18 protein-coding genes are annotated in these 24187 nt (G+C 65.9%); 11 read left to right on the top strand and 7 right to left on the bottom strand.

The genetic code is table 11. The features are described 5' to 3' along the window. The first annotated feature begins 27 nt into the window (after positions 1–27). Positions 28–897 carry a 3-hydroxyacyl-CoA dehydrogenase family protein gene (locus tag AC4D6D_RS02685; RefSeq protein ID WP_491326394.1) on the top strand — a complete coding sequence of 290 codons (870 nt, stop codon included), beginning with the start codon at positions 28–30 and terminating at the stop codon, positions 895–897. Positions 898–1004: 107 nt separating this feature from the next. After that, positions 1005–1325, top strand: a complete 321-nt coding sequence (locus AC4D6D_RS02680) for a hypothetical protein (RefSeq protein ID WP_147216319.1) — start codon at positions 1005–1007, stop codon at positions 1323–1325. Positions 1326–1653: 328 nt separating this feature from the next. On the opposite strand, the gene mutS is transcribed toward AC4D6D_RS02680, so the two are convergent. Then, a complete protein-coding gene (gene mutS, locus AC4D6D_RS02675) occupies positions 1654–4284 on the bottom strand; it encodes a DNA mismatch repair protein MutS (protein WP_491326393.1) in 2631 nt (876 codons plus the stop codon). A gap of 114 nt (positions 4285–4398) precedes the next feature. Between mutS and AC4D6D_RS02670 the strand changes: the two genes are divergently transcribed. Beyond that, positions 4399–6660 (top strand): NADP-dependent malic enzyme, encoded by a 2262-nt coding sequence (locus AC4D6D_RS02670; RefSeq protein ID WP_491326392.1) that lies wholly within the window; start codon positions 4399–4401, stop codon positions 6658–6660. Between the two features lie 142 nt (positions 6661–6802). Here AC4D6D_RS02670 and trmB read toward each other — a convergent pair whose 3' ends face one another. The 4 genes from trmB to AC4D6D_RS02650 all read right to left on the bottom strand — a co-directional run bounded on the left by trmB (position 6803) and on the right by AC4D6D_RS02650 (position 10100). Beyond that, the gene (gene trmB / locus AC4D6D_RS02665) at positions 6803–7519 is read right to left on the bottom strand and encodes a tRNA (guanine(46)-N(7))-methyltransferase TrmB (RefSeq protein ID WP_491326391.1); all 717 of its coding nucleotides are present in this window, start codon (positions 7517–7519) and stop codon (positions 6803–6805) included. A 121-nt stretch (positions 7520–7640) separates the two neighbouring features. Beyond that, on the bottom strand, positions 7641–8336 hold the full coding sequence (ctrA, locus tag AC4D6D_RS02660) for a response regulator transcription factor CtrA (RefSeq protein ID WP_021233000.1): 696 nt from the start codon (positions 8334–8336) through the stop codon (positions 7641–7643). Positions 8337–8551: 215 nt separating this feature from the next. Beyond that, positions 8552–9910, bottom strand: a complete 1359-nt coding sequence (locus AC4D6D_RS02655; protein WP_491326390.1) for a putative O-glycosylation ligase, exosortase A system-associated — start codon at positions 9908–9910, stop codon at positions 8552–8554. Then, the gene (locus AC4D6D_RS02650) at positions 9903–10100 is read right to left on the bottom strand and encodes a hypothetical protein (protein ID WP_491326389.1); all 198 of its coding nucleotides are present in this window, start codon (positions 10098–10100) and stop codon (positions 9903–9905) included. Before AC4D6D_RS02650 ends, AC4D6D_RS02655 begins: the two co-directional genes overlap by 8 nt. Positions 10101–10165: 65 nt before the next feature. On the opposite strand from AC4D6D_RS02650, the gene AC4D6D_RS02645 reads away from it, so the two are divergent. From AC4D6D_RS02645 to AC4D6D_RS02625, 5 genes are all read left to right on the top strand, one after another. After that, positions 10166–11407: a TIGR04063 family PEP-CTERM/XrtA system glycosyltransferase gene (locus tag AC4D6D_RS02645; protein WP_491326388.1), complete on the top strand. Its 1242-nt coding sequence runs from the start codon at positions 10166–10168 to the stop codon at positions 11405–11407. Positions 11408–11453: 46 nt separating this feature from the next. Further along, complete coding sequence (locus tag AC4D6D_RS02640) at positions 11454–13232, top strand: hypothetical protein (protein WP_491326387.1); 1779 nt, start codon at positions 11454–11456, stop codon at positions 13230–13232. 251 nt (positions 13233–13483) lie between these two features. Then, positions 13484–18121 carry a glutamate synthase large subunit gene (gene gltB, locus AC4D6D_RS02635; RefSeq protein ID WP_491326386.1) on the top strand — a complete coding sequence of 1546 codons (4638 nt, stop codon included), beginning with the start codon at positions 13484–13486 and terminating at the stop codon, positions 18119–18121. A 17-nt stretch (positions 18122–18138) separates the two neighbouring features. Then, positions 18139–19572, top strand: a complete 1434-nt coding sequence (locus AC4D6D_RS02630) for a glutamate synthase subunit beta (RefSeq protein WP_147216297.1) — start codon at positions 18139–18141, stop codon at positions 19570–19572. Positions 19573–19718: 146 nt separating this feature from the next. Continuing rightward, positions 19719–20027: a putative quinol monooxygenase gene (locus tag AC4D6D_RS02625; RefSeq protein WP_491326385.1), complete on the top strand. Its 309-nt coding sequence runs from the start codon at positions 19719–19721 to the stop codon at positions 20025–20027. A 26-nt stretch (positions 20028–20053) separates the two neighbouring features. Here the strand turns inward: AC4D6D_RS02625 and AC4D6D_RS02620 are convergent, their stop codons facing one another. After that, positions 20054–20743, bottom strand: a complete 690-nt coding sequence (locus AC4D6D_RS02620) for a uracil-DNA glycosylase (protein WP_491326384.1) — start codon at positions 20741–20743, stop codon at positions 20054–20056. Between the two features lie 65 nt (positions 20744–20808). Between AC4D6D_RS02620 and AC4D6D_RS02615 the strand changes: the two genes are divergently transcribed. The 3 genes from AC4D6D_RS02615 to AC4D6D_RS02605 are packed head-to-tail and all read left to right on the top strand — an operon-like array spanning position 20809 to position 22642. Beyond that, positions 20809–21432 carry a ribonuclease D gene (locus AC4D6D_RS02615; RefSeq protein ID WP_334184265.1) on the top strand — a complete coding sequence of 208 codons (624 nt, stop codon included), beginning with the start codon at positions 20809–20811 and terminating at the stop codon, positions 21430–21432. A 17-nt stretch (positions 21433–21449) separates the two neighbouring features. Next, a complete protein-coding gene (gene lptC / locus AC4D6D_RS02610; protein ID WP_147216288.1) occupies positions 21450–22097 on the top strand; it encodes an LPS export ABC transporter periplasmic protein LptC in 648 nt (215 codons plus the stop codon). Continuing rightward, the gene (locus tag AC4D6D_RS02605; protein ID WP_147216286.1) at positions 22094–22642 is read left to right on the top strand and encodes an LptA/OstA family protein; all 549 of its coding nucleotides are present in this window, start codon (positions 22094–22096) and stop codon (positions 22640–22642) included. The genes lptC and AC4D6D_RS02605 overlap by 4 nt, the downstream gene beginning before the upstream one ends. 100 nt (positions 22643–22742) lie before the next feature. Here AC4D6D_RS02605 and AC4D6D_RS02600 read toward each other — a convergent pair whose 3' ends face one another. Then, complete coding sequence (locus AC4D6D_RS02600) at positions 22743–24143, bottom strand: sugar transferase (protein ID WP_147216283.1); 1401 nt, start codon at positions 24141–24143, stop codon at positions 22743–22745. Positions 24144–24187: the final 44 nt, after the last annotated feature.

Below are 24187 nucleotides of genomic sequence, written 5' to 3'. Positions count from 1 at the left end.
CAACGGGATCATCAGAGGAGTTTGGCAGTGCGGAAAGTCGGAATCATCGGCGCGGGAATCATGGGCTCAGGCATCGCCCAGACCGTGGCGAGCAAGGGCATGGAGGTGATCCTGTCCGATATTGCGATCGAAAACGCAGAGAAGGGCAAGGCGGGAATCGCCAAGAGCCTCGCCCGGCTGGTGGCCAAGGAAAAGATCACCCAGTCCGACGTCGACGCCCTGCTGCCCCGCATCACCCCGGCGGGCGACTATTCCGGCATGGGCGACTGCGACCTCATCATCGAAGCCGCCACCGAGCGCGAGGATATCAAGCTCAAGATCTTCACCGCCGTGGGCGAAGTGCTCGGCGCCAATGCCATTCTTGCCTCCAACACCAGTTCGATCCCGATCACCCGCATGGCCGCCGCCTCCCCCGACCCGACGCGGTTCTGCGGGTTGCACTTCTTCAATCCGGTGCCGGTGATGGGCCTTGTGGAAGTGATCCCCGGCCTTGCCACTTCCGAGGACACCACTGCCCGCATGAAAGCCTTCGGCGAGGCGCTGGGCAAGACCGTGGTTCTCGCCGGAGACGCGCCGGGCTTCGTGGTCAACCGCATTCTCTGCCCGATGCTCAACGAGGCGATCTTCGTGCTGGGCGAAGGCCTCGCCTCGGTCGAGGATATCGACGCGGGGATGCGCCTCGGCGCGAACCATCCGATGGGGCCGCTGACGCTGGCCGACTTCGTGGGCCTCGACACGCTCTACGAGATCATGAAGGTTTTCCTCGCCACTACCGGCGATCCCAAGTACCGCCCCGCGCCGCTGCTCCAGAAGTACGTCGAGGCAGGCTGGTACGGCCGCAAGTCGGGCCGGGGCTTCTACGATTACTCCGGCGAAGTTCCTGTGCCGTCACGCTGAATGATCGGAGGTAAGGGGTGGAACACACCCCCTACCTTCGGATCATTCCTCGGGCATCCGGAACCGGGCACTCTGCCGGACCGTTAATCCGGCAAAGGAGACCCACCATGAGCGAACGCCCCGACGACAGTGCCCCCGAGACATTCAATCCCGAACAGGACGACGAAGACACCCAGGCCCAGACTATCGCCGAGCAGGCTCAGGGCCGTTCCTCCAGCAGTTTCGGGCTGGAAGAGACCGAGAAGGTAAAGGGCGGCATCGCCGATGAGGACGATATCGAAGACCTCGTCGATCACATGAACCAGATGGATTCGAGCGGCGTCATCGACATGTCCGCCTATCGCGGCGAAGAAACGATGGACGATCTCGAAGACCGCTACGGCCGGGAAAACGCCGCCGACGCGGATTTCGCCGACGACGATAGCTGACGCCGAAGGCCGGGTTCAGGCAAGACAAAGACTCGCACCATCGAACCCCGTCGTCCCCGCGTAGGCGAGGCGACGGAACTGTTTTTGGAATGCTGTGGGCGATGTCAGTGCCCCACTCAGTCCGCCACAGAATCCTTCGCCCAAGGGTTCCTGTGCACAGGTTTCGTGGCAACTTGAGCGGCGTCATCCCGCCCCGCGTCGTCCGGGGAAGGCACCGAGCAATAGGCCGTCAGCAGGACACCGGCCGACCAGAACAGCGCATGCCACCGGCTCCTGAAGACATTCCTGATTTTCGGCCCGAACATGCGCCGAGGTTAGGGCGGACCCGTTAAGACTCCGTACCCGCCTCACGCCTGAGATCGTAGAGGATTTCCAGCGCATCGCGCGGGCTGAGCGCATCGACGTCCATCCCGCGCAACTTGTCACGCAGGACGTCGCACTGCTCCTCATGGGCTTCCTGCGCCGCCGCGAAGAGCGGCAGATCGCCCAGACCGGCAGCAAGACCGCCCGTTTCCGCGCGGCCCTTCTCCAGCTTTTCCAGCACCGACTTGGCGCGGCTGATGACCTTGGGCGGCACCCCGGCCAGCCGCGCGACGGCAAGGCCGTAGCTGCGATCCGCCGGTCCCTCGGCCAGTTCGTGCAGCAGCACCAGATCGCCCTTCCACTCCCGCGCGCGGACGTGATGGAGCGACAGCGCCTCGCAGGTTTCGCCGAGCCGCGCCATCTCGTGATAGTGCGTGGCGAAGAGGCAGCGGCAGCGGTTGGTCTCGTGGACCGCTTCCGCCACCGCCCATGCCAGCGCCAGACCGTCATAAGTCGAAGTCCCGCGTCCCACTTCGTCAAGGATGACGAAGCTGCGGTCGGTCGCCTGCGCGAGGATGGCGGCGGTTTCCACCATCTCGACCATGAAGGTCGAACGCCCGCGCGCGAGGTTGTCCGAGGCGCCGACGCGGCTGAACAGGCGGTCCACCATGCCGATCCGCGCCGACTTGGCAGGCACGAAACCGCCCGCCTGCGCGAGCAGCACGATCAGCGCGTTCTGGCGCAGGAAGGTCGACTTACCGCCCATGTTGGGACCGCCGATCAGCCAGAGCCGATCATGGCTGGCGAGGCGGCAATCGTTGGCGACGAAGCGCTCGCCCTGCACCTTCAGCGCGGCCTCCACCACCGGATGGCGGCCGCCTTCGATATCGAGCGAGAGGCCGTCGACCACTTCAGGCCGGCTCCAGCCGCCTTCGGCCGCGCGCTCAGCCTGTCCGGCCGCCACGTCGAAACGGGCCAGCGCGGCGGCGGTACGGGCAATCGCGTGACGGGCGGCGACGGCTTCGGCCACCAATTCCTCAAAATGCGCTTCCTCGGCGGCAAGCGCGTGGGCGCCCGCCTCGGTAATGCGGCTCGCCTCCTCATGCAGCGCCAGCGCGTTGAAGCGCATCGCACCGGCCATGGTCTGGCGGTGCGAGAAGCCGCTGTCCGGCTCCAGCAGCTTGTCGGCATGGCGCTGCGGCACTTCGATGAAATAGCCGAGCACGTTGTTGTGCTTGATCTTGAGCACAGAAACGCCGGTCTGCTCGCGGTACTTCGCTTCCAGCGCGGCGATCGCGCGGCGGGCATTGCCCGACGTGACGCGCAGCTCGTCGAGGGCGGCATCGTAGCCGCTGGCGATATAGCCGCCCTGCCCGCGCTCGGTCGGCGGGGTTTCCACCAGCGCCTGCGCGAAGTGATCGACGAGTGCCGCCCAATGATCTTGGCTCCCGCCGAGTTCGGGCATCAGCCGGTCGAGCAGCACCGGCAGGTCGTCCATCTGCGCCAGCCGCTCGCCGATGCGGCGCGCACCGGAAAGACCGTCGCGAAGCTGGCCGAGATCGCGTGGAGAACCACGCCCCGCCACCACGCGGCCCAGCGCGCGGCCGACATCCGGCAATGCCCGCAATGCCGCGCGCATGTCCTCGCGCAGCAGGTGATCGTCGTGCAGCCACTCGACCAGTTCCAGCCGCTCGGCAATCGCATGACGGTCGGTCAGCGGGGCGGAGAGGTCTTCGGCCAACTGGCGCGCACCGGCGCCGGTGACGCAGCGGTCGATCGCCTCGACCAGACTGCCCTTGCGGCCGCCCTGCGACGATTCCAGAATTTCGAGACTGGCGCGGGTCGCCTCGTCCATCGCCAGCGCGGCATCGCCGGCGCGCGCCACCGGCGGCAGCAGCAGCGGCAGCTTGCCGCGACCGACATGATCGAGATAGGCGATCAGCCCGCCCGCCGCGGCCAGCATGGCGCGCGTGAAAGCCCCGAAACCGTCGAGCGTCGCGACGCCATGGACAAATTTTAACCGCTCGTCGCCGCCGTCGGAGGAGAACTCATGAGCCGAGCGCGGGATCGCGCCGTCGGGTGCCAGTTCCCAGCCTTCCGGCAGGACCAGTTCGCGCGCGCCGAGCCGCGCCAGCGCCGCGCCCAGCCGGTCGGGCGGGCACTCTTCCAGTTCCATCCGTCCGGTGGAGATATCGCAGGCGGCAATGCCGAGCACGCCGCGCACCTCGCAGGCCGCCGCCAGCACATTGGCGCGGCGCGGCTCCAGCAGCGATTCCTCGGTCAGCGTTCCGGCGGTGACGAAGCGGACGATGTCTCGCGTCACCAACGCCTTGGAACCGCCGCGTTTCTTGGCTTCGGCAGGCGTCTCGGTCTGTTCGGCGATCGCCACGCGGCAACCGGCCTTGATGAGACGCGCAAGATAACCCTCGGCCGCATGGACCGGCACCCCGCACATCGGGATCGGCTGACCGCCGTGCTCGCCGCGCGTGGTAAGTGCAATGTCGAGCACCTGGCTTGCGGTTTTCGCATCCTCGAAGAACAATTCGAAGAAATCGCCCATCCGATAGAACAGCAGGCAGTCCCCGGCGACCTCGCGCAAGGCAAGGTACTGGGCCATCATCGGGGTCACGCCCGCCTTGTCAGAATGTCCGCTCATGGGCCGAAGCGTTAGCGCCGCGGAGACCTTTTTGGGAAGCGCCGGCAAGGTGCCTTTCCCCTATCGCGTAGCGAGAACATTCGTTAGGTCCTCTCCCAAATCGGGAGAAATCGCTTGTCCGAAAAATCGAAGATCCAGTTCACGGAGCGCGAAGCTCTGTTCTATCACAGCACCATCCGCCCCGGTAAGATCGAGATTATTGCGTCGAAGCCGATGGCGACGCAACGCGACCTCAGCCTGGCCTATTCGCCGGGCGTCGCCGTTCCGGTCCAGGCGATCGCCGACGACCCCGCCACCGCCTACGACTATACCGCCAAGGGCAACCTCGTTGCGGTGATCTCGAACGGCACCGCGATCCTGGGCATGGGCAACCTCGGCGCCCTCGCCTCGAAGCCGGTGATGGAGGGTAAGGCCGTCCTCTTCAAGCGCTTCGCCGACGTCGATTCCATCGACATCGAACTCGCCAGCGAGGACACCGACGCGCTGATCGAGGCCATCGCCATGATGGAACCGAGCTTCGGCGGCATCAACCTCGAGGACATCAAGGCGCCCGAGTGCTTCATCATCGAGCAGGCCCTGCGTGAGCGGATGAACATCCCGGTCATGCATGACGACCAGCACGGCACCGCGATCATCGCTGCGGCCGGTCTCATCAACGCCTGCCTCATCACCGGGCGCAAGCTGGACGAGATCAAGGTCGTGGTGAACGGCGCCGGTGCCTCGGCGCTGGCCTGCACCGCCCTGATCAAGTCGATGGGCGTGCGCCACGAGAACGTCCTCGTCTGCGATACGCGCGGCGTGATCTATCCGGGCCGCGAGCGGGTGGACCAGTTCAAGTCGGCCCACGCGGTCAAGACCGACAAGCGCACGCTGGCCGAAGCCCTCGTCGGCGCCGACGTCGTTCTCGGGCTCTCGGCCAAGGGCGCGATCACGCCCGAGATGGTCAAGTCCATGGCGCCGGAACCGATCATCTTCGCGATGGCCAACCCGGACCCGGAAATCACCCCGCCCGAAGCCAAGGCCGTGCGCCCCGACGCCATCGTCGCCACCGGCCGTTCGGACTATCCGAACCAGGTCAACAACGTGCTCGGCTTCCCCTTCATCTTCCGCGGCGCGCTGGACGTTTCGGCCACCGCGATCAACGAAGAGATGAAGATCGCCGCCGCCAAGGCCATCGCCGAACTGGCGCGCGAGCAGGTCCATGAAGACGTTGCCGCCGCCTATGGCGAATCCCAGCAGTTCGGCCGCGACTACATCATCCCGGCCCCGTTCGATCCGCGCCTGATGGAAGTCGTGTCGATGGCCGTCGCCAAGGCGGCGATGGATTCCGGCGTCGCCACCCGCCCGATCGAGGACTTCCAGGCCTACCGCGACCAGCTCAAGGCGCGCCTCAACCCGACCACTTCAGTGCTCACCCGCGTCTACGAACAGGTCCGCGCCAATCCCAAGCGCATGATCTTCGCCGAAGCGGACAACGAAGTCGTCCTGCGCGCCGCGATCCAGTACCGCGACTTCGGCTACGGCGAACCAATCCTGGTCGGCCGCACCCAGGTCATCCTCGACAAGATGGCGGAACTCGGCGTCGCCGATCCCGAGAGCTACCATATCGAGAATTCGATGGTCTCGGATCACGTCGCGCCGATGGTGGAGATGCTCTACGAGCGCCTCAAGCGCCGCGGCTTCCTCCAGCGCGACGTGCAGCGCATGGTCAATACCGACCGCAACATCTTCGCCTCCGGCCTGCTCAAGCTGGGCGTCGGCGATGCGATGGTCACCGGCATGACCCGCCCCTTCGCGCAGTCGATCAAGGAAGTGCGCCGCGTGCTCGACCCGGCCGAGGGCAAGCTGCCCTTCGGCATCCACCTGCTGGTCGGCAAGAACCACACGGTGTTCATGGCCGACACCACCATCAACGAGCGCCCGACCGCCGAGCAGCTCGCGGTGATCGCCAAGGAAACCGCAGCCGTCGCCCGCCGCCTCGGCCACGAACCGCGCGTCGCCTTCCTCAGCTACTCGACCTTCGGCAACCCCTCGGGCAAGTGGCTGGACGCCACCCGCGAGGCGATCCGCATCCTCGACGAGGAACAGCCGGACTTCGAATACGAAGGCGAAATGGCCCCGGACGCGGCGCTGAACCCCAAGATCATGAAGCTCTACCCGTTCAGCCGCCTGTCGGCTCCGGCGAACGTGCTGATCATGCCGGGGCTGCAATCGGCCAATATCTCGGCCAAGCTGCTCAAGGAAATCGGCGGCACGACCTCGATCGGGCCGATGCTGCTGGGCGCGGAGAAGCCGGTGCAGATCGTGCCGATGACGGCGCTGGCGCCGGACGTGCTCACGCTGGCCGTGCTCGCGGCGGCGGGGATTGCCGGTTAAGAAGGGGAAAGGGGAGAAATGCAGGGGTTAATACCCCTGCACCCCGGACCTTGTTCGTCGTGCGCGCAGCTTCGTAGTGCGCGCATTTCGATGTTTCGAGTGTCTTCCGGCGAAAGAGCGCGCTAGCGGCTCCGCCGGGACCTCACTTCCGCCGATAGCGGAAATACCAGACCTCATGCCCATAGACGGTGCGCGCCTTGTTCTCGTAGCGCGTTTCCGGCCAGCCGCCCGGACGGGCCTGGAAGTCCTGCGGCTTCTCGCAGAGCCACTCGAACTGGTCGGTATGGCGCTGCATCACCATCAACGCATGGCGCACATAGACAGCATGGTCGGTGCCAAAGCGGAACTCGCCGCCGGGCTTGAGCTTGGCCGCGAACATGTCGACCGGACCGTCGTTCATCATGCGCCGCTTGGCATGACGCGCCTTGGGCCAAGGGTCCGGGTGCAGCAGGTAGAGGAACGAGAGCGAACCATCGGGAATGCGCGAGAGCACTTCCAGCGCGTCGCCGTGGTGGATGCGCACATTGCCGAGCGGCGTGCTGGCACCGTTGTCGCCCGCCACATGGGTCAGCGCCTGGGCAACACCGTTGATGAACGGCTCGGCACCGATGAAGCCGTGGTTCGGCAGCATGTCGGCCCGCCCGGCCATGTGTTCGCCGCCGCCGAAGCCGATCTCGAAATGCATCGGACGATCGTCGCCGAACAGCAGGTCGGACGTGACCGGCCCTTCGTGAGGAACCGCGATACGCGGCAGCAAGGTGTCGACCAGGGCCTGCTGGCCCGCGCGCAAGGGCTTGCCCTTGGCACGGCCATAGAGGCGGTTGAGCGTGGTCGGATCGCCGGATTTGTGAGCCGTCATGCCGCGGGGCACTGACACCGTTGCCCGGCAAGGTCAACGCCGCCCTTCTCTCAAAACGAAACGGCCCGCCCCGAAGGACAGGCCGTTCCATGCACGTTGCTTATACGCGCAAGGGGTCTGTTTACGCGACTTCCTGCAGTTCGTCCGGATCGCGCAGCACGTAGCCGCGGCCCCAGACCGTCTCGATGTAGTTGGCACCGCCGCAGGCGTGGGCCAGCTTCTTGCGCAGCTTGCAGATGAAGACGTCGATGATCTTCAGTTCCGGCTCGTCCATGCCGCCATAAAGGTGGTTGAGGAACATTTCCTTGGTCAGCGTGGTGCCCTTGCGCAGCGAGAGCAGCTCCAGCATCGCATATTCCTTGCCGGTCAGATGCACGCGGGCGCTGTCGACCTCGACGGTCTTGGCGTCAAGGTTCACCACCAGCTTGCCGGTGCGGATGACCGACTGCGAATGGCCCTTCGAGCGGCGGACGACGGCATGAATGCGCGCGATCAGCTCTTCGCGGTGGAACGGCTTGGTCACGTAGTCGTCGGCGCCGAAGCCGAACGAGCGAACCTTCGAATCCATTTCGGAGATGCCCGAGAGGATCAGCACCGGCGTCTGCACCTTGGCGACACGCAGCTTCTTCAGCACGTCGTACCCGTGCATGTCGGGCAGGTTCAGATCGAGCAGAATGATGTCGTAATCGTAGAGTTTACCGAGATCGAGGCCTTCTTCGCCCAGATCCGTGGAGTAGACATTGAACCCTTCGGCCGTCAGCATGAGCTCGATGGCCCGCGCGGTGGTGGGTTCATCCTCGATCAGCAGGACACGCATCGGAAATTACCTTTCGCCCCCCGTTTCGGCTCAAAACCCCAGCCGAAACGGACATTTCCTTGTATTAACCATAGGACGGATGAAGGTTAAAGGTTAATTTGCCGTAAACACGATTGCCCGTGATTTTTCAAAACCATAGGGAATCCGCGCCGGTTAGGAATATTTCTCCTCGAACGGTGCTTCCAGACCTTAAAAAATCTGGCCCCGACCACCCATCAGACCATGCCGACCACCGGCCGGATCGGCCGAATCGGGACCTGAGCCTGCCACACATCGATTCGCTTGAGGTAGCTCCACAGGCCGCATTGCAGGCCGATCAGCATCAGGATGAACGGCTGGAAGGCAATGCCCACGAACAGCGATCCGATCAGATAGACCACTTGCGCCAGTTGCAGCGCCACCGCCAGCGGCGCCACCCAGGCCTCGTCCGGTCCGGTGCGCTGCTTCCAGCGGCGGCGGATCTGCTCCATCTGAATCAGCCCCGTCAACTGGAGCAGGATCCAGAGACCGAAACCGGGGAAGCCCTGCTCGCCCAGCATCTCGAAGTAGCTGGAATGGAAGGCCCGGCCTTCCTCCACGACATGGGTGCGCCGGATCTCGGTGCTGCCGTCGACGGTGACCTTCGCAACGGTATCGTACTCGACCCGGCTCGACTGGTTGACCACGAAGCCGCCGCCCATCGGGTGCTCCTTCACATAGCCCCAGGTCCATTTCCAGACGCCGAGGCGCGTGCTGGCGGACTGGTCGGCCTCGTGATTCTCGATCGTGCCCATCCGCGCCAGGAAGGCCTGCGGCAGGAACGGCACCGCGACCATGACCGCCAGCGCCATGCCGCCCGCGATCAGCACCTTGTGCTTCGCGGTCCGCAGGTAGAACAAGCAAAGCACGCCGAGGCACACGAGTCCGGTGCGCGCCTGCGTCCCCACCGGGATCAGCGAACAGGCGAAGATCAGCGCGGCAGCGAACAGGTAGACCCGCCAGTCCGCCGGAAACACCGTGCCGTATTTCACCAGCCAGAGCACGATCGGGATGATCGAGATCGCCACGGCCGAGAGGATCGACCCTTCGTAGAGGCCGGTGTTGTTCTCCACGAAGATCCGCAAAGTGCCGTAGCCGCCGCCGCCGCCCGCGGTCTTGAGGCCGCCGTCGATGATGAGCGCGCTCGCCGCCAGCACCATGACGAGCGCCACGGCCTCGATCCTCAGCCGTGTCCGCAAGGTGAAGGGCAGGAAAATCGCGAATACCAGCGCCTTCCACACCCAGGCCCACTTCTCCGCCGCAGCGGCGGGATAGACCGCCGCCCAGGTGGTATAACCGCAATAGAGCAGCAGCGCTGCGAGGATGCCCTGCCGCAGGGTGAAGCGCGAATCGCGCTTGTCGTCGAGCGCCAGCCAGCCGAGGAACGCGGCGGCAAAGGCCATGAGCGAGATCGGCAGATGGGACAGGATGCCCCAGGAAATGATCTGCGGGCTGACGATATCGACATAGAGATAGCACAGCACCCAGAGGAACGGGCGCCGGAAACCGATCAGCAGGAAGCAGGCGACGAAGCCGGTCAGCGCAAGGTCAAGCATCGTCGCGACCTTCCCCCTGACCCGGCCAGCGCATCTCGCGCCGCACCGGCCCGCCGCGCTTCAAGGGTCGCTGTTCGGGAGCGACGCCTTCCCCCGGCGTCTCGACATCGAGGTCAGGCCGCAGCAGCAGGCGCCACGCGGCCAGCGCCAGCAGTCCGTGGCTTACGGCAAGGGCAAGGATGTCGACCATCGCGCCGGGCCTATCAGCGCCGGGTTGACGCGGCGTTAAGCCTTGCAGACATAGGCTTCCGCCCCATGACCCGTGTCCTCCACGTCCTCGACCATTCGCTGCCGATGCACAGCGGCTATACCTTCCGGACCCGCGCGATCCTGAAGGCGCAGGAAGCCATGGGCTTCGAAGTCCGCGGCATTACCGGCATACGCCACAAGGCGGAAGGCCCCGTGGTGGAGGAAGCGGACGGGCTGACGTTCCACCGCACCGAAGGAACCGTCAGCGGGCCGGTGGGCCTGCGCGAATGGCGCGAGATCGCCCTGTTCGCCGAATCGATCGACCGGCTGGTGCGCGCATGGCGGCCGGACGTGCTCCATGCCCATTCGCCCTCGCTCTGCGGCGCGGCGGCGGCGCGCGTCGCCCGCCGCCACGGCATTCCGCTGGTCTACGAAATCCGCGCCTTCTGGGAAGATGCGGCGGTGGGCAACGGCACCGGCAGCGAAGGCTCGCTCAAGTACCGGCTGACGCGGGCGCTGGAAAACCGCGTCGTCGCCCGCGCCGATGCCGTGGTGACGATCTGTGACGGGCTGCGCGAAGACCTCGCCGCGCGCGGGGTTCCGGCGGGCAAGATCTCGAAGATGCCCAACGGCGTCGATCTCGACCTGTTCGGCACGCCGCCCGCGCGCGATCCGGCGCTGGCCCGCGAACTCGGCTTCGAAACCGACGGGACCGCCCACCCGGTCATCGGCTTCATCGGCAGCTTCTACGACTACGAAGGCCTCGACGACCTGATCGCCGCCATGCCCCTGCTGCTGGAGCGCCAGCCCGAAGCGCGGCTGTTGCTGGTCGGCGGCGGCCCGCGCGAGGAAGCGCTGCGCGCGCAGGCCCAGGCCTCCCCGGCCGCCGGGGCGATCCGCTTCATCGGCCGCGTGCCGCACCACGAGGTCGAGCGCTACTATGCCCTGGCCGACGTGATGGCCTATCCGCGCAAGAAGAGCCGGTTGACCGACCTCGTCACCCCGCTGAAACCGCTGGAAGCCATGGCGCAGGGCAAGCTGGTCGCCGCCAGCGATGTCGGCGGGCACCGCGAACTCGTGACTCACGGCAAGACCGGCACGCTTTTCGCGCCCGACGATCCCGCCGCCTGCGCCGCCGCGCTCGCGGACTTGCTGGAAGCCCGCGAATCGTGGGATGCCTACCGCGAAGCCGGCCGCAGCCATGTACGGGAACGGCACGACTGGGCGGTCAATGCCCGGCATTATCGAGACGTTTACCAAATGGTGGCACCTCTGGCGGGACGAAAAAGGCTGGAAACCGCTGCCTGAACTGGCGAATTACCATCCTGCGGAACTCAGAACGGGGTTAATGAACGTGGCGAAACCAGAGAGCAGGCAAGAGGGCAAAAAGGCCCAACCGATCAGCCGCCACCCGCTGTTCCCGGCGATCGTCGCCCTGTGGTTCGCCGCACTGTTCGGACTTGGATCGCTGATGGTCAGCCCGGCGCTGATCGAGCGGATCGTCTCGGCCACGGGTCTCGCCAAGGTCCTGCCGATGGCCGCGCCGCCGCTCGGTGCCACCGCCCGCATCCTCTTCGCGCTGGCGCTCACCGGCCTTGGCGGACTGGTCGGCCTCGTCGCCGGGCGCCGCGTCGCCCAGACTGCCGAGGAAGCCCCTGCCCGCATGCCTTTCGCCGGTCTCGAAGCCGGCGACACCGCTCCCGAAGCGGACGGCGAACCGGAAGTAGCACCGGTCGAAGAACGCGCTTCTTCCGCCTTGCCGCGCCGCCGCCGCGCCCTCGCGCTGCCGGTCGAGGATGCCGTGCCGCTGGAAGAGCCGGAAATCGTAGCCCACGAAGCCGAGCAGCCGCCGATCCTCAATCTCTCCGAACTCGATTTCGACGGTATCGAGGCCGCCGATCCTGTCGATCCGCTGCTTCTCGCGGAAGAGACCTATCGCCAGCCGGATCTCGAAGCGCCGGAAATCGTTGCGGCTGAATGGTCGCCTGCGGAGGACGAAGCGCCTGTTCCGCCAACCGCTTCCGACGATGCGGACGAGCAAGGCCCCTTCGGCCGCATTCCCGAATGGCTGGAGCCGCGCCAGGAAGCCCACAGCTTCTCCCCGGCACGCTGGGGCGCTGCGCATGACGAGGTTTCCCAACCCGCCGCCCCTGCTCCCGCGCCGGAAAGCCTGAGCAACCGCTTGTTCGAGGCCTATTCGCGCTCCCTGACCGAATCCGCCGAGACCTCGGAAGTCCAGCCGCTCTTCACCGCCGGTGCAGCGGACACGGACGCAGATTCCGCGCAAGAGACCGCCACTTTCGAGGAACGCCTTCAGGCCGCCGAACGGATTGCCGGGGCTGACCTCGAGGATCTGTCGCAAGTCGAACTGCTGGAACGTCTCGCGCTGGCGATGGAGCGTCAGCGCCGCCTCCGCGCCGCCGCGACTCAGGCCGAACCCGAAGATCGGCCGATTTCGGATGAAGTGGCCATCGCGGCCGATCCCACTCCGCCGAGTGCCGAGACCATCGCTTTTCCCGCCGAGCGCCCGGCAGATTCCATTCTCCCGCGCCTCGCTTCGGTATCACCCTTCACCGCGCCGCTGCGATCGGTGCCGGATACGCAGGACCTCGACCGGGATGACAGCGCCCCTGTCGCGAAAATGGAGGTCCCGACTCCGATTCCGGCAGCCCTGCGCCCCATCGGCTTCGACGCCTTCGGCCATGACGACGCCGACGATGCCTTGCCCGGCTATGTCCCGCCCCGTCATATCAGTCTGGCGCTGGCCAATCCGGTCGCGGTCCTGCCCGAGGCTCCCGCAGAACCCGAAAACGACGTCGAGGATCGCGAGCAATATGCCGCCTTCGATACGCTTTCCGAGAGCTTCGACTACTACGAGGAACCTGAGGACGACGAAGAGGACACCGTTCTCGCGAAAGGCTATTCCTCGCTGCTGAACCTGACGCGCCAGTCGCCCCGACAGAACTTCGTGCGGCTCGATGACGAAGCTCCGGCAACCGAGGTCGCCGACGATGTTTCGGAAGTTAACGGTGCCCGGCCGTTCGATCCGCCCGCCCGCCCCGATCCCGGCGAAACCGAGAAAGCCCTGCGCGCCGCGCTCGCGACGCTCCAGCGGATGAGTGGAGCCGCCTGAAACCGGCCGCCAGCCCTGCGAGAATGCGTTTCACGCAATTGAGACCCATTCTCGCATAACAAAATTCCCTTTTTTACCGCGCACACGCACTAAATTTTGCGCGAACCCATGCCTTCGCCATTGCAAAAGCGTCCCGTAATCGTCATGGGGGCGCTTGGGACCCCCATGACGCACCTTGGCGCAGCACGATTCGTGCGCTCCGGGCGCGACGCAGGGTCCCCGGCAAAAAATGACAGGATGGGTTTTTATCGATGGGATTTCCTAAGCCCCAGGGCCTTTATGATGCGCGTAACGAACACGATGCTTGTGGTGTAGGCTTCGTAGCCCATATCAAAGGCCAGAAAACGCATGCAATCATTACTCAGGCGCTGGAAATCCTGAAAAATATCGACCACCGCGGTGCGGTGGGTGCCGATCCCCTGCTGGGCGACGGCGCAGGAATCCTGACGCAGCTTCCCGACACCCTGTTCCGCAGCTGGGCCGCCGCCACCGGCGTCGAGCTGCCGCAGGCGGGCGACTATGCGGTCGCCATGTGCTTCCTGCCGCAGGACGAGGCCAGTCGCGACCTCATCACGCAGACCTTCGAGAAGTTCATCGCCAAGGAAGGCCAGCACCTGATCGGCTGGCGCGACGTGCCGGTCACGCTCGACGGCCTCGGCAAGACCGTGATCGAATCTATGCCGGTGATCCGCCAGTGCTTCGTCGGCCGCGGTGACAACTGCGCCGATCAGGACGCTTTCGAGCGCAAGATCTTGGCGATCCGCAAGCAGACGCAGAACCCGCTCAAGGCCATGGCCGAAAAGCACGACCTGCCCGGCCTGACCGAGCTCTACATGCCGAGCTTCTCCAGCCGCACGATCGTCTACAAGGGCCTGCTGCTGGCGACCCAGGTCGGCTCGTTCTACGACGACCTGCGCAATCCCGAGTTCGTCTCGGCGCTCGGCCTCGTCCACCAGCGCTTCTCGACCAACACGTTCCCGAGCTGGAAGCTGGCGCACCCGTTCCGCTTCATGGCCCACAACGGCGAGATCAACACGGTTCGCGGCAACGTGAACTGGATGAACGCGCGCCGCCGCACCATGGAATCGGAGCTGCTCGGCGCCGATCTCGACAAGATGTGGCCGCTGATCCCGCACGGCCAGTCGGACACCGCCTGCCTCGACAATGCGCTCGAACTGCTGCTGGCCGGCGGCTATCCGCTCGTCCACGCGATGATGATGCTCATCCCGGAAGCCTGGGCGGGCAATGCGCTGATGACGCCGGAGCGCCGCGCATTCTACGAATACCACGCCGCCCTGATGGAGCCGTGGGACGGTCCCGCCGCCGTGGCCTTCACCGACGGCCGCCAGATCGGCGCCACGCTGGACCGCAATGGCCTCCGCCCCGCGCGCTTCCTCGTCACCGACGACGACATCTGCGTCATGGCTTCGGAATCGGGCGTGCTCCCGATCAAGGAAGACAACATCGTCCGCAAGTGGCGCCTCCAGCCCGGCAAGATGCTCCTGATCGACTTCGAGCAGGGCCGCATCATCGAAGACGAAGAGATCAAGACCCAGCTCGCCAACGAAGAGCCCTACGAAAAGTGGCTTGAGCAGGCGCAGTACAAGCTGGCCGATCTCGACGTGATCGAACCGGAACTGGCCGAGCTGCCCCAGCCGACCGGCACCCTGCTCGATCGCCAGCAGGCCTTCGGCTACACGCAGGAAGACGTCAGCCGCTTCCTCGAACCGATGGCCGTCAATGCCGACGACCCGCTCGGCTCGATGGGCACCGACACGCCGATCCCGGTGCTGTCGAACAAGGCCCGCCTGCTTTACGACTACTTCAAGCAGAACTTCGCACAGGTCACCAACCCGCCGATCGACCCGATCCGCGAGGAACTGGTGATGAGCCTTGTCACCATGATCGGCCCGCGCCCGAACCTGCTCGGCCATGACGCGGGCACGCACAAGCGCCTCGAAGTCAGCCAGCCGATCCTGACCGATCTCGGCCTCGCCAAGATCCGCTCGGTGGAAGCCGCGCTCGACGGCGCCTTCCGCACCGAGACCATCGACATGACCTGGGATGCCGCTTCCGGCGCCGAGGGCCTGGAGATGGCGATCAAGGAAATGTGCTGGGCCGCGACCGAAGCGGTGCTGGCGGACAAGAACATCCTCGTCCTGTCCGACCGCGCACAGGGTCCGGATCGCATCCCGATGCCGGCGCTGCTGGCGACGGCTGCCGTACACCACCACCTCGTCCGCCAGGGCCTGCGCATGCAGACCGGCCTCGTCGTGGAAACCGGCGAAGCGCGCGAAGTGCATCACTTCTGCGCTCTGGCCGGCTACGGCGCGGAAGCGATCAACCCCTATCTGGCGCTCGAAACCATCGAAGCCGTGCGCGTTCGCAAGAATCTGCCGGTAACGGCGGAGCAGGCGGCGAAGAACTACGTCTACGCCATCGGCAAGGGCATCCGTAAGGTCATGTCCAAGATGGGCATCTCGACCTACCAGTCGTATTGCGGCGCCCAGATCTTCGACGCCGTGGGCCTCTCGACCGCCTTCGTGGACAAGTATTTCACCGGAACCGCCACCTCGATCGAGGGTGCGGGCCTGGCCGAGATCGCGGCGGAAACCGTGCAGCGCCACAACGCGGCCTACGGCGACAACCCGATCTACGCCAACATGCTCGACGTCGGCGGCATCTACGGTGCGCGCGTGCGCGGCGAGGAACATGCCTGGACGTCCGAGAACATCGGCGCGCTCCAGCACGCGGTTCGCGGCAATATCCCCGCCAAGTACGAGGAATTCGCCCGCACCATCAACGACCAGTCGACCCGGATGCTCACCATCCGCGGGCTGATGGAATTCGCCCCCAGCCAGGCGATCCACATCTCCGAGGTGGAACCCGCCAGCGAGATCGTGAAGCGCTTCGCCACCGGCGCGATGAGCTACGGCTCGATCTCGTGGGAGGCGCATACCACGCTGGCGCTGGCGATGAACCGCATCGGCGGCAAGTCGAACACCGGCGAAGGCGGCGAGGATCCCTCGCGCTTCAAGCCCCTGCCGAACGGCGACACCATGCGCTCGTCGATCAAGCAGGTCGCTTCGGGCCGCTTCGGCGTGACCACCGAATACCTCGTCAATGCCGACGACATCCAGATCAAGATGGCCCAGGGCGCCAAGCCCGGCGAAGGCGGCCAGCTGCCGGGCGACAAGGTGGACAAGACCATCGGCGCCACCCGTCACTCGACGCCGGGCGTCGGCCTGATCTCGCCGCCGCCGCACCACGACATCTATTCGATCGAAGACATCGCGCAGCTCATTCACGATCTCAAGAACGTGAATCCGACCAGCCGCGTCTCGGTCAAGCTGGTGTCCGAAGTGGGCGTGGGCACGGTCGCGGCGGGCGTCTCCAAGGCGCGCGCGGACCACATCACGATCTCGGGCTACGAAGGCGGCACCGGCGCTTCGCCGCTGACCTCGCTGACCCATGCGGGTTCGCCCTGGGAAATCGGCCTGGCCGAAACCCAGCAGACCCTGCTGCTCAACAACTTGCGCAGCCGCGTGGTGGTCCAGGCCGACGGCGGCCTGCGCACCGGCCGTGACGTCGCCGTGGCCGCGCTGCTCGGCGCGGAAGAGTTCGGCTTCGCCACCGCTCCGCTGATCGCGGCGGGCTGCATCATGATGCGCAAGTGCCACCTCAACACCTGCCCGGTCGGCGTCGCCACCCAGGACCCCGTCCTGCGCGCCCGCTTCACCGGCCAGCCCGAGCACGTGGTCAACTACTTCTTCTTCGTCGCCGAGGAGCTACGCGCGATCATGGCGCAACTGGGCTTCCGCACGATCGCCGAAATGGTCGGCCGGGTGGACAAGCTCGACATGAAGAAGGCGGTTTCGCACTGGAAGGCCAAGGGCGTGGACCTCTCCAAGGTCCTCTACCAGACGCCGCTGGGCGACAGCCCCTCGCTGGGCTGGAGCGAAGCACAGGACCACGGCCTCGAAAACGCGCTGGACAACGCGCTGATCGCAGGCGCTGCCGATGCGCTGGACAATCGCCAGCCCGTCCGCATCGAAAAGAGCGTCATCAACGTCAACCGCACGGTCGGCGCGATGCTCTCGGGCGAAGTGGCCCGTCGCTACGGCCATGACGGGTTGCCCGACAACACGATCAACGTGAAGCTTACCGGCGTCGCCGGCCAGAGCTTCGCCGCCTGGCTTGCCCACGGCGTCACGCTCGACCTGACCGGCGATGCCAACGACTATGTCGGCAAGGGCCTGTCCGGCGGCCGCGTGATCGTGCGCCAGCCCGGCCACGTGAACCGCGATCCGCTCAAGAACATCATCGTTGGCAATACCGTGCTCTACGGCGCGATTTCCGGCGAGGCGTTCTTCAACGGCGTCGGCGGCGAGCGCTTCGCGGTCCGCAACTCGGGCGCGATCGCGGTCGTCGAAGGCTGCGGCGACCACGGCTGCGAATACATGACCGGCGGCGTCGTGACGGTGCTTGGCAAGACCGGCCGCAACTTCGCGGCAGGCATGTCCGGCGGCATCGCCTACGTCTACGACGAGGACGGCGAGTTCGACAAGCTGGTCAACCCGGCCATGGTGGACCTGCTCAAGATCTCCGCCGAAGCCGACGAGGAGGAAGGCACCGGCCGTCCCCAGCAGCGCACCGTCTCGGTTCGCGACCTGGGCATGGGCGACATGCTGCGCCACGATGCGGAGCGCCTGCGCATCCTGCTCGAACGCCACCACCTGCACACCGGCTCGAAGCGGGCCCGCGCACTGCTCGACGACTGGTCGAACGCGCTGGGCAAGTTCGTCAAGGTGATGCCGCGCGACTACGCGAAGGCTCTGCGCCAGCAGGAGGCCGAGCGCCTCGAAGCCGCTTCGGTCGCAGCAGAATAAGATCGGGAATTAGTAAGATGGGCAAGGAAACCGGCTTCCTCGAACTGGACCGCCAGGACCGCACTTATGGCGACGCCAAGGCGCGCCTCAAGAACTACAACGAGTTCGTCGTCCCGCTGGCGCCGCAGGCGCTGAAGGACCAGGCCTCGCGCTGCATGAACTGCGGCGTGCCGCACTGCCATACCGGCTGTCCGGTCAATAACATCATCCCGGACTGGAACCACCTGGTCTACGAGGACGACTTCAGGAACGCGCTGGAAGTCCTCCACTCGACCAACAACTTCCCCGAGTTCACCGGCCGCATCTGCCCCGCCCCGTGCGAGGCGGCCTGCACCCTGAACATCGTGGACCAGCCGGTCACCATCAAGTCGATCGAATGCGCGATCGTCGACAAGGGCTGGCAGGAAGGCTGGATCACGCCGAAGCCCGCCACGAAGAAGACCGGCAAGTCTGTCGCCGTCGTCGGCTCCGGCCCGGCGGGCATGGCCTGCGCCCAGCAGCTTGCCCGCGCCGGCCACTCGGTGACGGTGTTCGAGAAGAGCGACCGCGTCGGCGGCCTGCTCCGCTACGGCATCCCCGACTTCAAGATGGAAAAGCACCTCATCAACCGTCGTCTCGTGCAGATGATGGCCGAGGGCATCGAATTCCGCACTTCCACCGAAGTGGGCGTGACCGTCTCGGTCGCCTCGCTGAAGGAAAACTTCGACACCGTCGTCTTCGCGGGCGGCGCCGAGGATCCCCGTCCGCTGAACATTCCGGGCTTCGAACTGCCCGGCGTGCGCTTCGCGATGGAGTTCCTCACCCAGCAGAACAAGCGCAACGCGGGTGACGACGAGCTTCGCGCCGCCCCGCGCGGCACGCTTTCGGCCACCGGCAAGCACGTCATCGTCATCGGCGGCGGCGACACCGGTTCGGACTGCGTCGGCACCTCGAACCGCCAGGGCGCGGCTTCGGTCACCCAGCTCGAAATCATGCCCAAGCCGCCGCTGCACGAGAACAAGGCGATGTCCTGGCCGAACTGGCCGCTCAAGCTGCGCACCTCGTCGAGCCACGAGGAAGGCGTCGAGCGCGACTGGGCCGTACTGACCAAGCGCGTCATCGGCGACAACGACGTGCGCGCCCTCGAATGCGTCCGCGTCGAGTGGAAGGACGGCAAGATGCAGGAAGTGGAAGGCAGCGAGTTCACGCTCCAGGCCGACCTCATCCTGCTCGCCATGGGCTTTGTCGGCCCGCGCAAGGCCGGCATGCTCGACCAGTCGGGCGTCGAGCTGGACGCGCGCGGCAACGTCAAGGCCACCATGGCCGACTACCGCACCAGCGATCCGGCGATCTATTCGTGCGGCGACATGCGCCGCGGCCAGTCGCTGGTGGTCTGGGCGATCCGCGAAGGCCGCCAGTGCGCCCGCGCAGTGGACGAGGCGCTCATGGGCAGTTCCGAACTGCCGCGCTGAGCCAGGTCTGAATCGATATCGGAAGGGGCGCTCCCGCAAGGAGCGCTCCTTTTCGTTTGTGCCCTCGCCCCGGCGATCCCTTAGATCCCGCCGTTGACCGGCGCTCCCCGCTTCAGGATTCTGTCGGCGAAAGGGAGAACGAGCGAATGTTGCTGGAAATCGCGGAAATCGAAGTGCGCCCCGGCGCCGAGGACGGCTTCGCCGCGGCCATGCAAGAATCCGGGCTGACCGACCTGGCCGCCTGCGACGGCGTCGTCTCGATCCGCTTCGGGCGCGGGGTGGAAAACCCGTCGAAATTCACCTTCCACGTCGTCTGGACTTCCATGGAAGCACACGACGCAGCGCGCGGACTGGACGCTTTCGCACGTTTCCGCGCCGCCTTCGGCGAGATGGGCGTCAGCGGAACGATGAGTCACTATCTGATGGGCGAGGCGATCCCGGGCGCTTCGGCATGACTCATTTCTCCCTTTCGAGGGAGGAATTACCAGTCGATCCGGCCGCGGCCGTTCGCTTCCAGGAATTCGTTCGCCTTGCTGAAATGACGGCAACCCAGGAAGCCGCGATGGGCCGAAAGCGGGCTGGGATGCGGCGCCGTCAGCACCAGGTGATGGCTCGAAGCCAGACCCGGCACCCGCATCGCTTTTTTCTGAGCATGACTGCCCCACAGCAAGAACACACAAGGCTCCGCCTTGGCCGCGACTGCCGCGACGGCGGCATCGGTGATCGCTTCCCAGCCCTTGTTCTGGTGCGACCCGGCCTGCGCTTCCTCGACCGTCAGCGCATTGTTGAGCAGGAGCACGCCCTGCCGCGCCCAATGTTCGAGATTGCCGTGCCCCGGCGCGGTCACGCCGCAGTCCGTCGCCAGTTCCTTGTAGATATTGACCAGCGACGGCGGCACTTTCACGCCTTCCGGCACCGAAAACGAAAGGCCATGCGCCTGCCCCGGCCCGTGATAGGGGTCCTGCCCGAGAATGACGACGCGCACCTGATCGAGCGGCGTCAGCTCCAGCGCCCGCAGCCGCGTGCCGCGCGGCGGATAGATCCGCTTGCCTGCGGCTTCCTCGGCCTTGAGCCAGCCGCCGAGCTGGCGCGACTGCGGGGAATCGAGCACGGTCCCCAGTGCCGATTGCCAGGATGGCGGCACGCCCTGAAGCGATCCCGAGACCTCCATTCGCGCCGTACTCCCGCCTAAACCATTTGCGAAACTCTGGCCCAGTCCCTAAGCATTTTCGGACCATGGCTGTCTATCTCCACGAAGAAGATCTCCCCGAAGGCGTGCTTGCGCCGGGACCCGTTGCCGTCGACACCGAGACGATGGGCTTGATCACCCCGCGCGACCGCCTTTGCGTGGTCCAGATTTCCGACGGACAGGGCGACGAGCATCTCGTCCGCTTTGCGCCCGGCAGCGATTTCGCCGCGCCGAACCTGAAGGCGGTGCTGGCCGATCCGGCCCGGCTGAAGCTCTACCACTTTGCCCGGTTCGACCTTGCCGCGATCGAGCATTACCTCGGCGTCACCGCCGCGCCGGTGTTCTGCACCAAGATCGCCAGCAAGCTCACCCGCACTTACACCGACCGCCACGGCCTCAAGGACCTCGTGCGCGAACTGCTCGGCAAGGAAGTATCGAAGCAGCAGCAGTCGAGCGACTGGGGCGCCGCCGAACTGACCGAGCCGCAGAAGGAATATGCGGCCTCGGACGTGCGCTACCTTCACGCGATGCACCAGATTCTTGTCGTGCGCCTCGCCCGTGAGAACCGCACCGAGATCGCCCAGGCCTGTTTCGACTTCCTGCCCGCCCGCGCCCGGCTCGACCTAGCCGGCTGGCCGGATCACGACATCTTCAGCCACGAAGCCGCGTGATCGGAGCCTAGCCACGCATGTCGGTCGAAGCCAACCAGATCCGCAATCGCCGCCGGCACTTCGCCGCGCCCGGCGGCTCGCACGATCGCATGGTGGCCTTCCTTGCCAAGGCCCTGCCTGCGGGCATCGGCCTGATAGCGGCCGTCATGATCCTGGTCCCGCTCTCCCCGCGCGGAGAGATCAGCTTCCTGCTGGACCGCAACAAGGTGGCGACCACCAGCGAGCGTATCGCCGTGGCGGACGCCGCCTATCGCGGGCAGGACAACCAGGGCCGTGACTTCGTGGTGACGGCGGGCACCGCCGTCCAGCGTTCGCCCGAAATTCCCATCGTCGAAATGCAGAAGCTGGTCGCCCAGATGGCCCTGCGCGACGGCCCCGCCGATATCGTGGCGCCGCGCGGCGCCTACAATTTCGACAAGGACACGATGGCGGTAGACGGCCCGGTCAACTTCAAGTCGTCCGACGGCTATACGATGACCACCAGCAAGGTCGACGTCGACATCAAGCAGAAGACGGCGGTCGCGTCGGGCGGCGTCCAGGGCACCGTGCCCTCGGGCACGTTCAAGGCCGATGCGATGCACGCCGATCTCGACACCCGCACCGTTACACTCGAAGGCCATGCCCGGATGCGCATCACGCCCGGCAAGCTGAGGATGCCGCAATGACCGCCCGCTTGTTTGAATCCCGTAAGTTCCGCATCGCCCTTGGCGTGCCTGTGGCACGCATCGCCCTCGCGGTGCCGGTGGCCGGGCTCGCCCTGTTCGTCGCCGGGCAGCAGCTTGGCGCCCAGGCGATCTCGGGCCACAATTCCGACGCGCCCGTCGATTTCGGCGCCGACCGCATCGAGCTTCAGGACAAGCAGAACCGCGTCGTGCTGACCGGCAATGTCGATATCACCCAGGCCGACCTGCGCCTGCGCGGTGCCCGCACCGTGATCGACTTCATCAAGGGCGACCAGACCCAGGTCCAGCGGATCACCGCCAGCGGCAATGTCGTGGTCACCCGCCAGGATCAGGTGGCGACCGGCGATACCGCGATCTACGACCTCAACCAGCGCATCGTGACGATGGTCGGCAATGCCACGCTCAAGCGCGGCTCCGGCGATACCCTGCGCGGCGGCCGCTTCGTGATGGACCTCAAGAGCGGCGTCTCCTCGGCCTCGGGCGGGCGGGTGAAGGGCACGTTCAACGTCCCCAAGAAGAAGAACTGATCCCGGAAACGGTCCGGAGGAAACGAAAAAGGCCGGTTACGACACCCTGTCGTAACCGGCCTTTTTCGTTTTGGGCGGCCTTCGGGAAAGGCTGCCCCGATCAGAACGCCTTGTCGTGGACCAGCACCCGTGCGGTCAGGAACATGATGTGCAGGTCGCGCATGATGGTCCAGCCTTCGAGGTACTCCAGATCGGACTGGAGGCGGTTGATGAGATCCGATTCCTGGTCGGTGGCGCCGCGATAGCCGCGCACCTGGGCAAGGCCGCTCAGGCCCGGCTTGAGGCTGTGCCGCTGCCAGTAGCGGCGGTCGACTTCCCAGAACAGCTTGTCGCCCGCCAGCGAGCCGGTGGCGTGGGGACGCGGCCCGACCAGGCTCATGTCGCCCAGCAGCACGTTGAAGAGCTGCGGCAGCTCGTCGATGCTGGTGCCGCGAATGAAGCGGCCGACGCGGGTGATGCGCTGGTCTCCCTTCGAGGCCGAGACGTTGCCGTTGCTGTCGCAGAGGGCCTGCGTCATGCTGCGGAACTTGTACATGTTGAAGAAGGTGTTGCCCCGGCCCATGCGGCGCTGGACGAAGAACACCGGCCCACCGTCCTGCAGCTTGACCGCAAGAGCCACGACCAGCAGCAGCGGCGAAAGAGCGAGGATCGCACCGCCGGAAAAGGCGACGTCGAAGATGCGCTTGATCGCGCGTTCGCGGATTCCCAGCGGCCCGGCCGAAACGAGCAGTAGCCCGTGCTGGCCGGTCACCCGCGCGCCTTGGGCACCCAGGCGAGCCACTTCATCGTCCAGCACTTCGCCATCGACATTGGCGCCCTTGAGCACCATCGCCCATTCGGCGCGGCGATCGGCGGGGCAGCTCACCACCACCCGGTCGATGTTGCGCAGGACGAGGCCGACGCGGTCGAGCGAATCGGGGTCCTTGAGATTGGGCCGCAGCCCCATGGCCGCTGCCGAAACGCGGATGGCGCCGGGCATGCGGAGCTGGGGGCCGCCGTCATCGATGACAAGCTCGTTGATGACATTGGCACCGCAGCGCCAGTTCACGAAGCTGCGAAGCTGGAGCCGCGACCAGGCGATCAGCGCCATGGCGCAGATCACGCCGCCGCTGAAGGCACCGCGAGACAGCTCTGCCGAGGACTTCATGAGGAACTGCACGAAGACGACGACGACGACCGCCACCACCATCGAGACTTCCGCACGGAAAATGCCCCGCCAGCCGTCGCGCAGGGCGTCGGTGGAATAGGCGGCGTTGTACAACGCCAGCGTCAGGAAGATCGGCAGCAGCACTTGTCCGTAGACGAGTGCCATCTCCATTCCCTGGCCACTGTCGTAAAGCCAGCCCGCAAGCGCGAAGCCCGCCAGAAGGGCCACGAGGTCCCCCACGAGCAAGGCAAGATAACATTGAAGCCGTCGGCGTTCGAGCGAAGGTGCGACGAGAAGTTCGTCGGCCTCGGAGCGCTGAACGGCTTGGGTCGTAACTGCAAATGGCGCATTCATGCGTTCAACACTCCCGATTGTCGAACTCATGCCCCCCGGATCCC

It is taken from the genome of Novosphingobium sp. BF6, assembly GCF_058273105.1.
This window is presented reverse-complemented; position numbering and strand designations above follow the sequence as displayed.

Bases quoted from the DNA above. Each gene is read 5' to 3' on its own strand.
- ctrA (WP_021233000.1), bottom strand. From the start codon at position 8,336: ATGCGTGTCCTGCTGATCGAGGATGAACCCACCACCGCGCGGGCCATC.
- AC4D6D_RS02600 (WP_147216283.1), bottom strand. From the start codon at position 24,143: ATGAATGCGCCATTTGCAGTTACGACCCAAGCCGTTCAGCGCTCCGAG.
- AC4D6D_RS02625 (WP_491326385.1), top strand. From the start codon at position 19,719: ATGTTGCTGGAAATCGCGGAAATCGAAGTGCGCCCCGGCGCCGAGGAC.
- AC4D6D_RS02650 (WP_491326389.1), bottom strand. From the start codon at position 10,100: ATGGTCGACATCCTTGCCCTTGCCGTAAGCCACGGACTGCTGGCGCTG.
- lptC (WP_147216288.1), top strand. From the start codon at position 21,450: ATGTCGGTCGAAGCCAACCAGATCCGCAATCGCCGCCGGCACTTCGCC.
- AC4D6D_RS02630 (WP_147216297.1), top strand. From the start codon at position 18,139: ATGGGCAAGGAAACCGGCTTCCTCGAACTGGACCGCCAGGACCGCACT.
- mutS (WP_491326393.1), bottom strand. From the start codon at position 4,284: ATGAGCGGACATTCTGACAAGGCGGGCGTGACCCCGATGATGGCCCAG.
- AC4D6D_RS02605 (WP_147216286.1), top strand. From the start codon at position 22,094: ATGACCGCCCGCTTGTTTGAATCCCGTAAGTTCCGCATCGCCCTTGGC.
- AC4D6D_RS02615 (WP_334184265.1), top strand. From the start codon at position 20,809: ATGGCTGTCTATCTCCACGAAGAAGATCTCCCCGAAGGCGTGCTTGCG.
- trmB (WP_491326391.1), bottom strand. From the start codon at position 7,519: ATGACGGCTCACAAATCCGGCGATCCGACCACGCTCAACCGCCTCTAT.
- gltB (WP_491326386.1), top strand. From the start codon at position 13,484: ATGGGATTTCCTAAGCCCCAGGGCCTTTATGATGCGCGTAACGAACAC.
- AC4D6D_RS02680 (WP_147216319.1), top strand. From the start codon at position 1,005: ATGAGCGAACGCCCCGACGACAGTGCCCCCGAGACATTCAATCCCGAA.
- AC4D6D_RS02620 (WP_491326384.1), bottom strand. From the start codon at position 20,743: ATGGAGGTCTCGGGATCGCTTCAGGGCGTGCCGCCATCCTGGCAATCG.
- AC4D6D_RS02655 (WP_491326390.1), bottom strand. From the start codon at position 9,910: ATGCTTGACCTTGCGCTGACCGGCTTCGTCGCCTGCTTCCTGCTGATC.
- AC4D6D_RS02645 (WP_491326388.1), top strand. From the start codon at position 10,166: ATGACCCGTGTCCTCCACGTCCTCGACCATTCGCTGCCGATGCACAGC.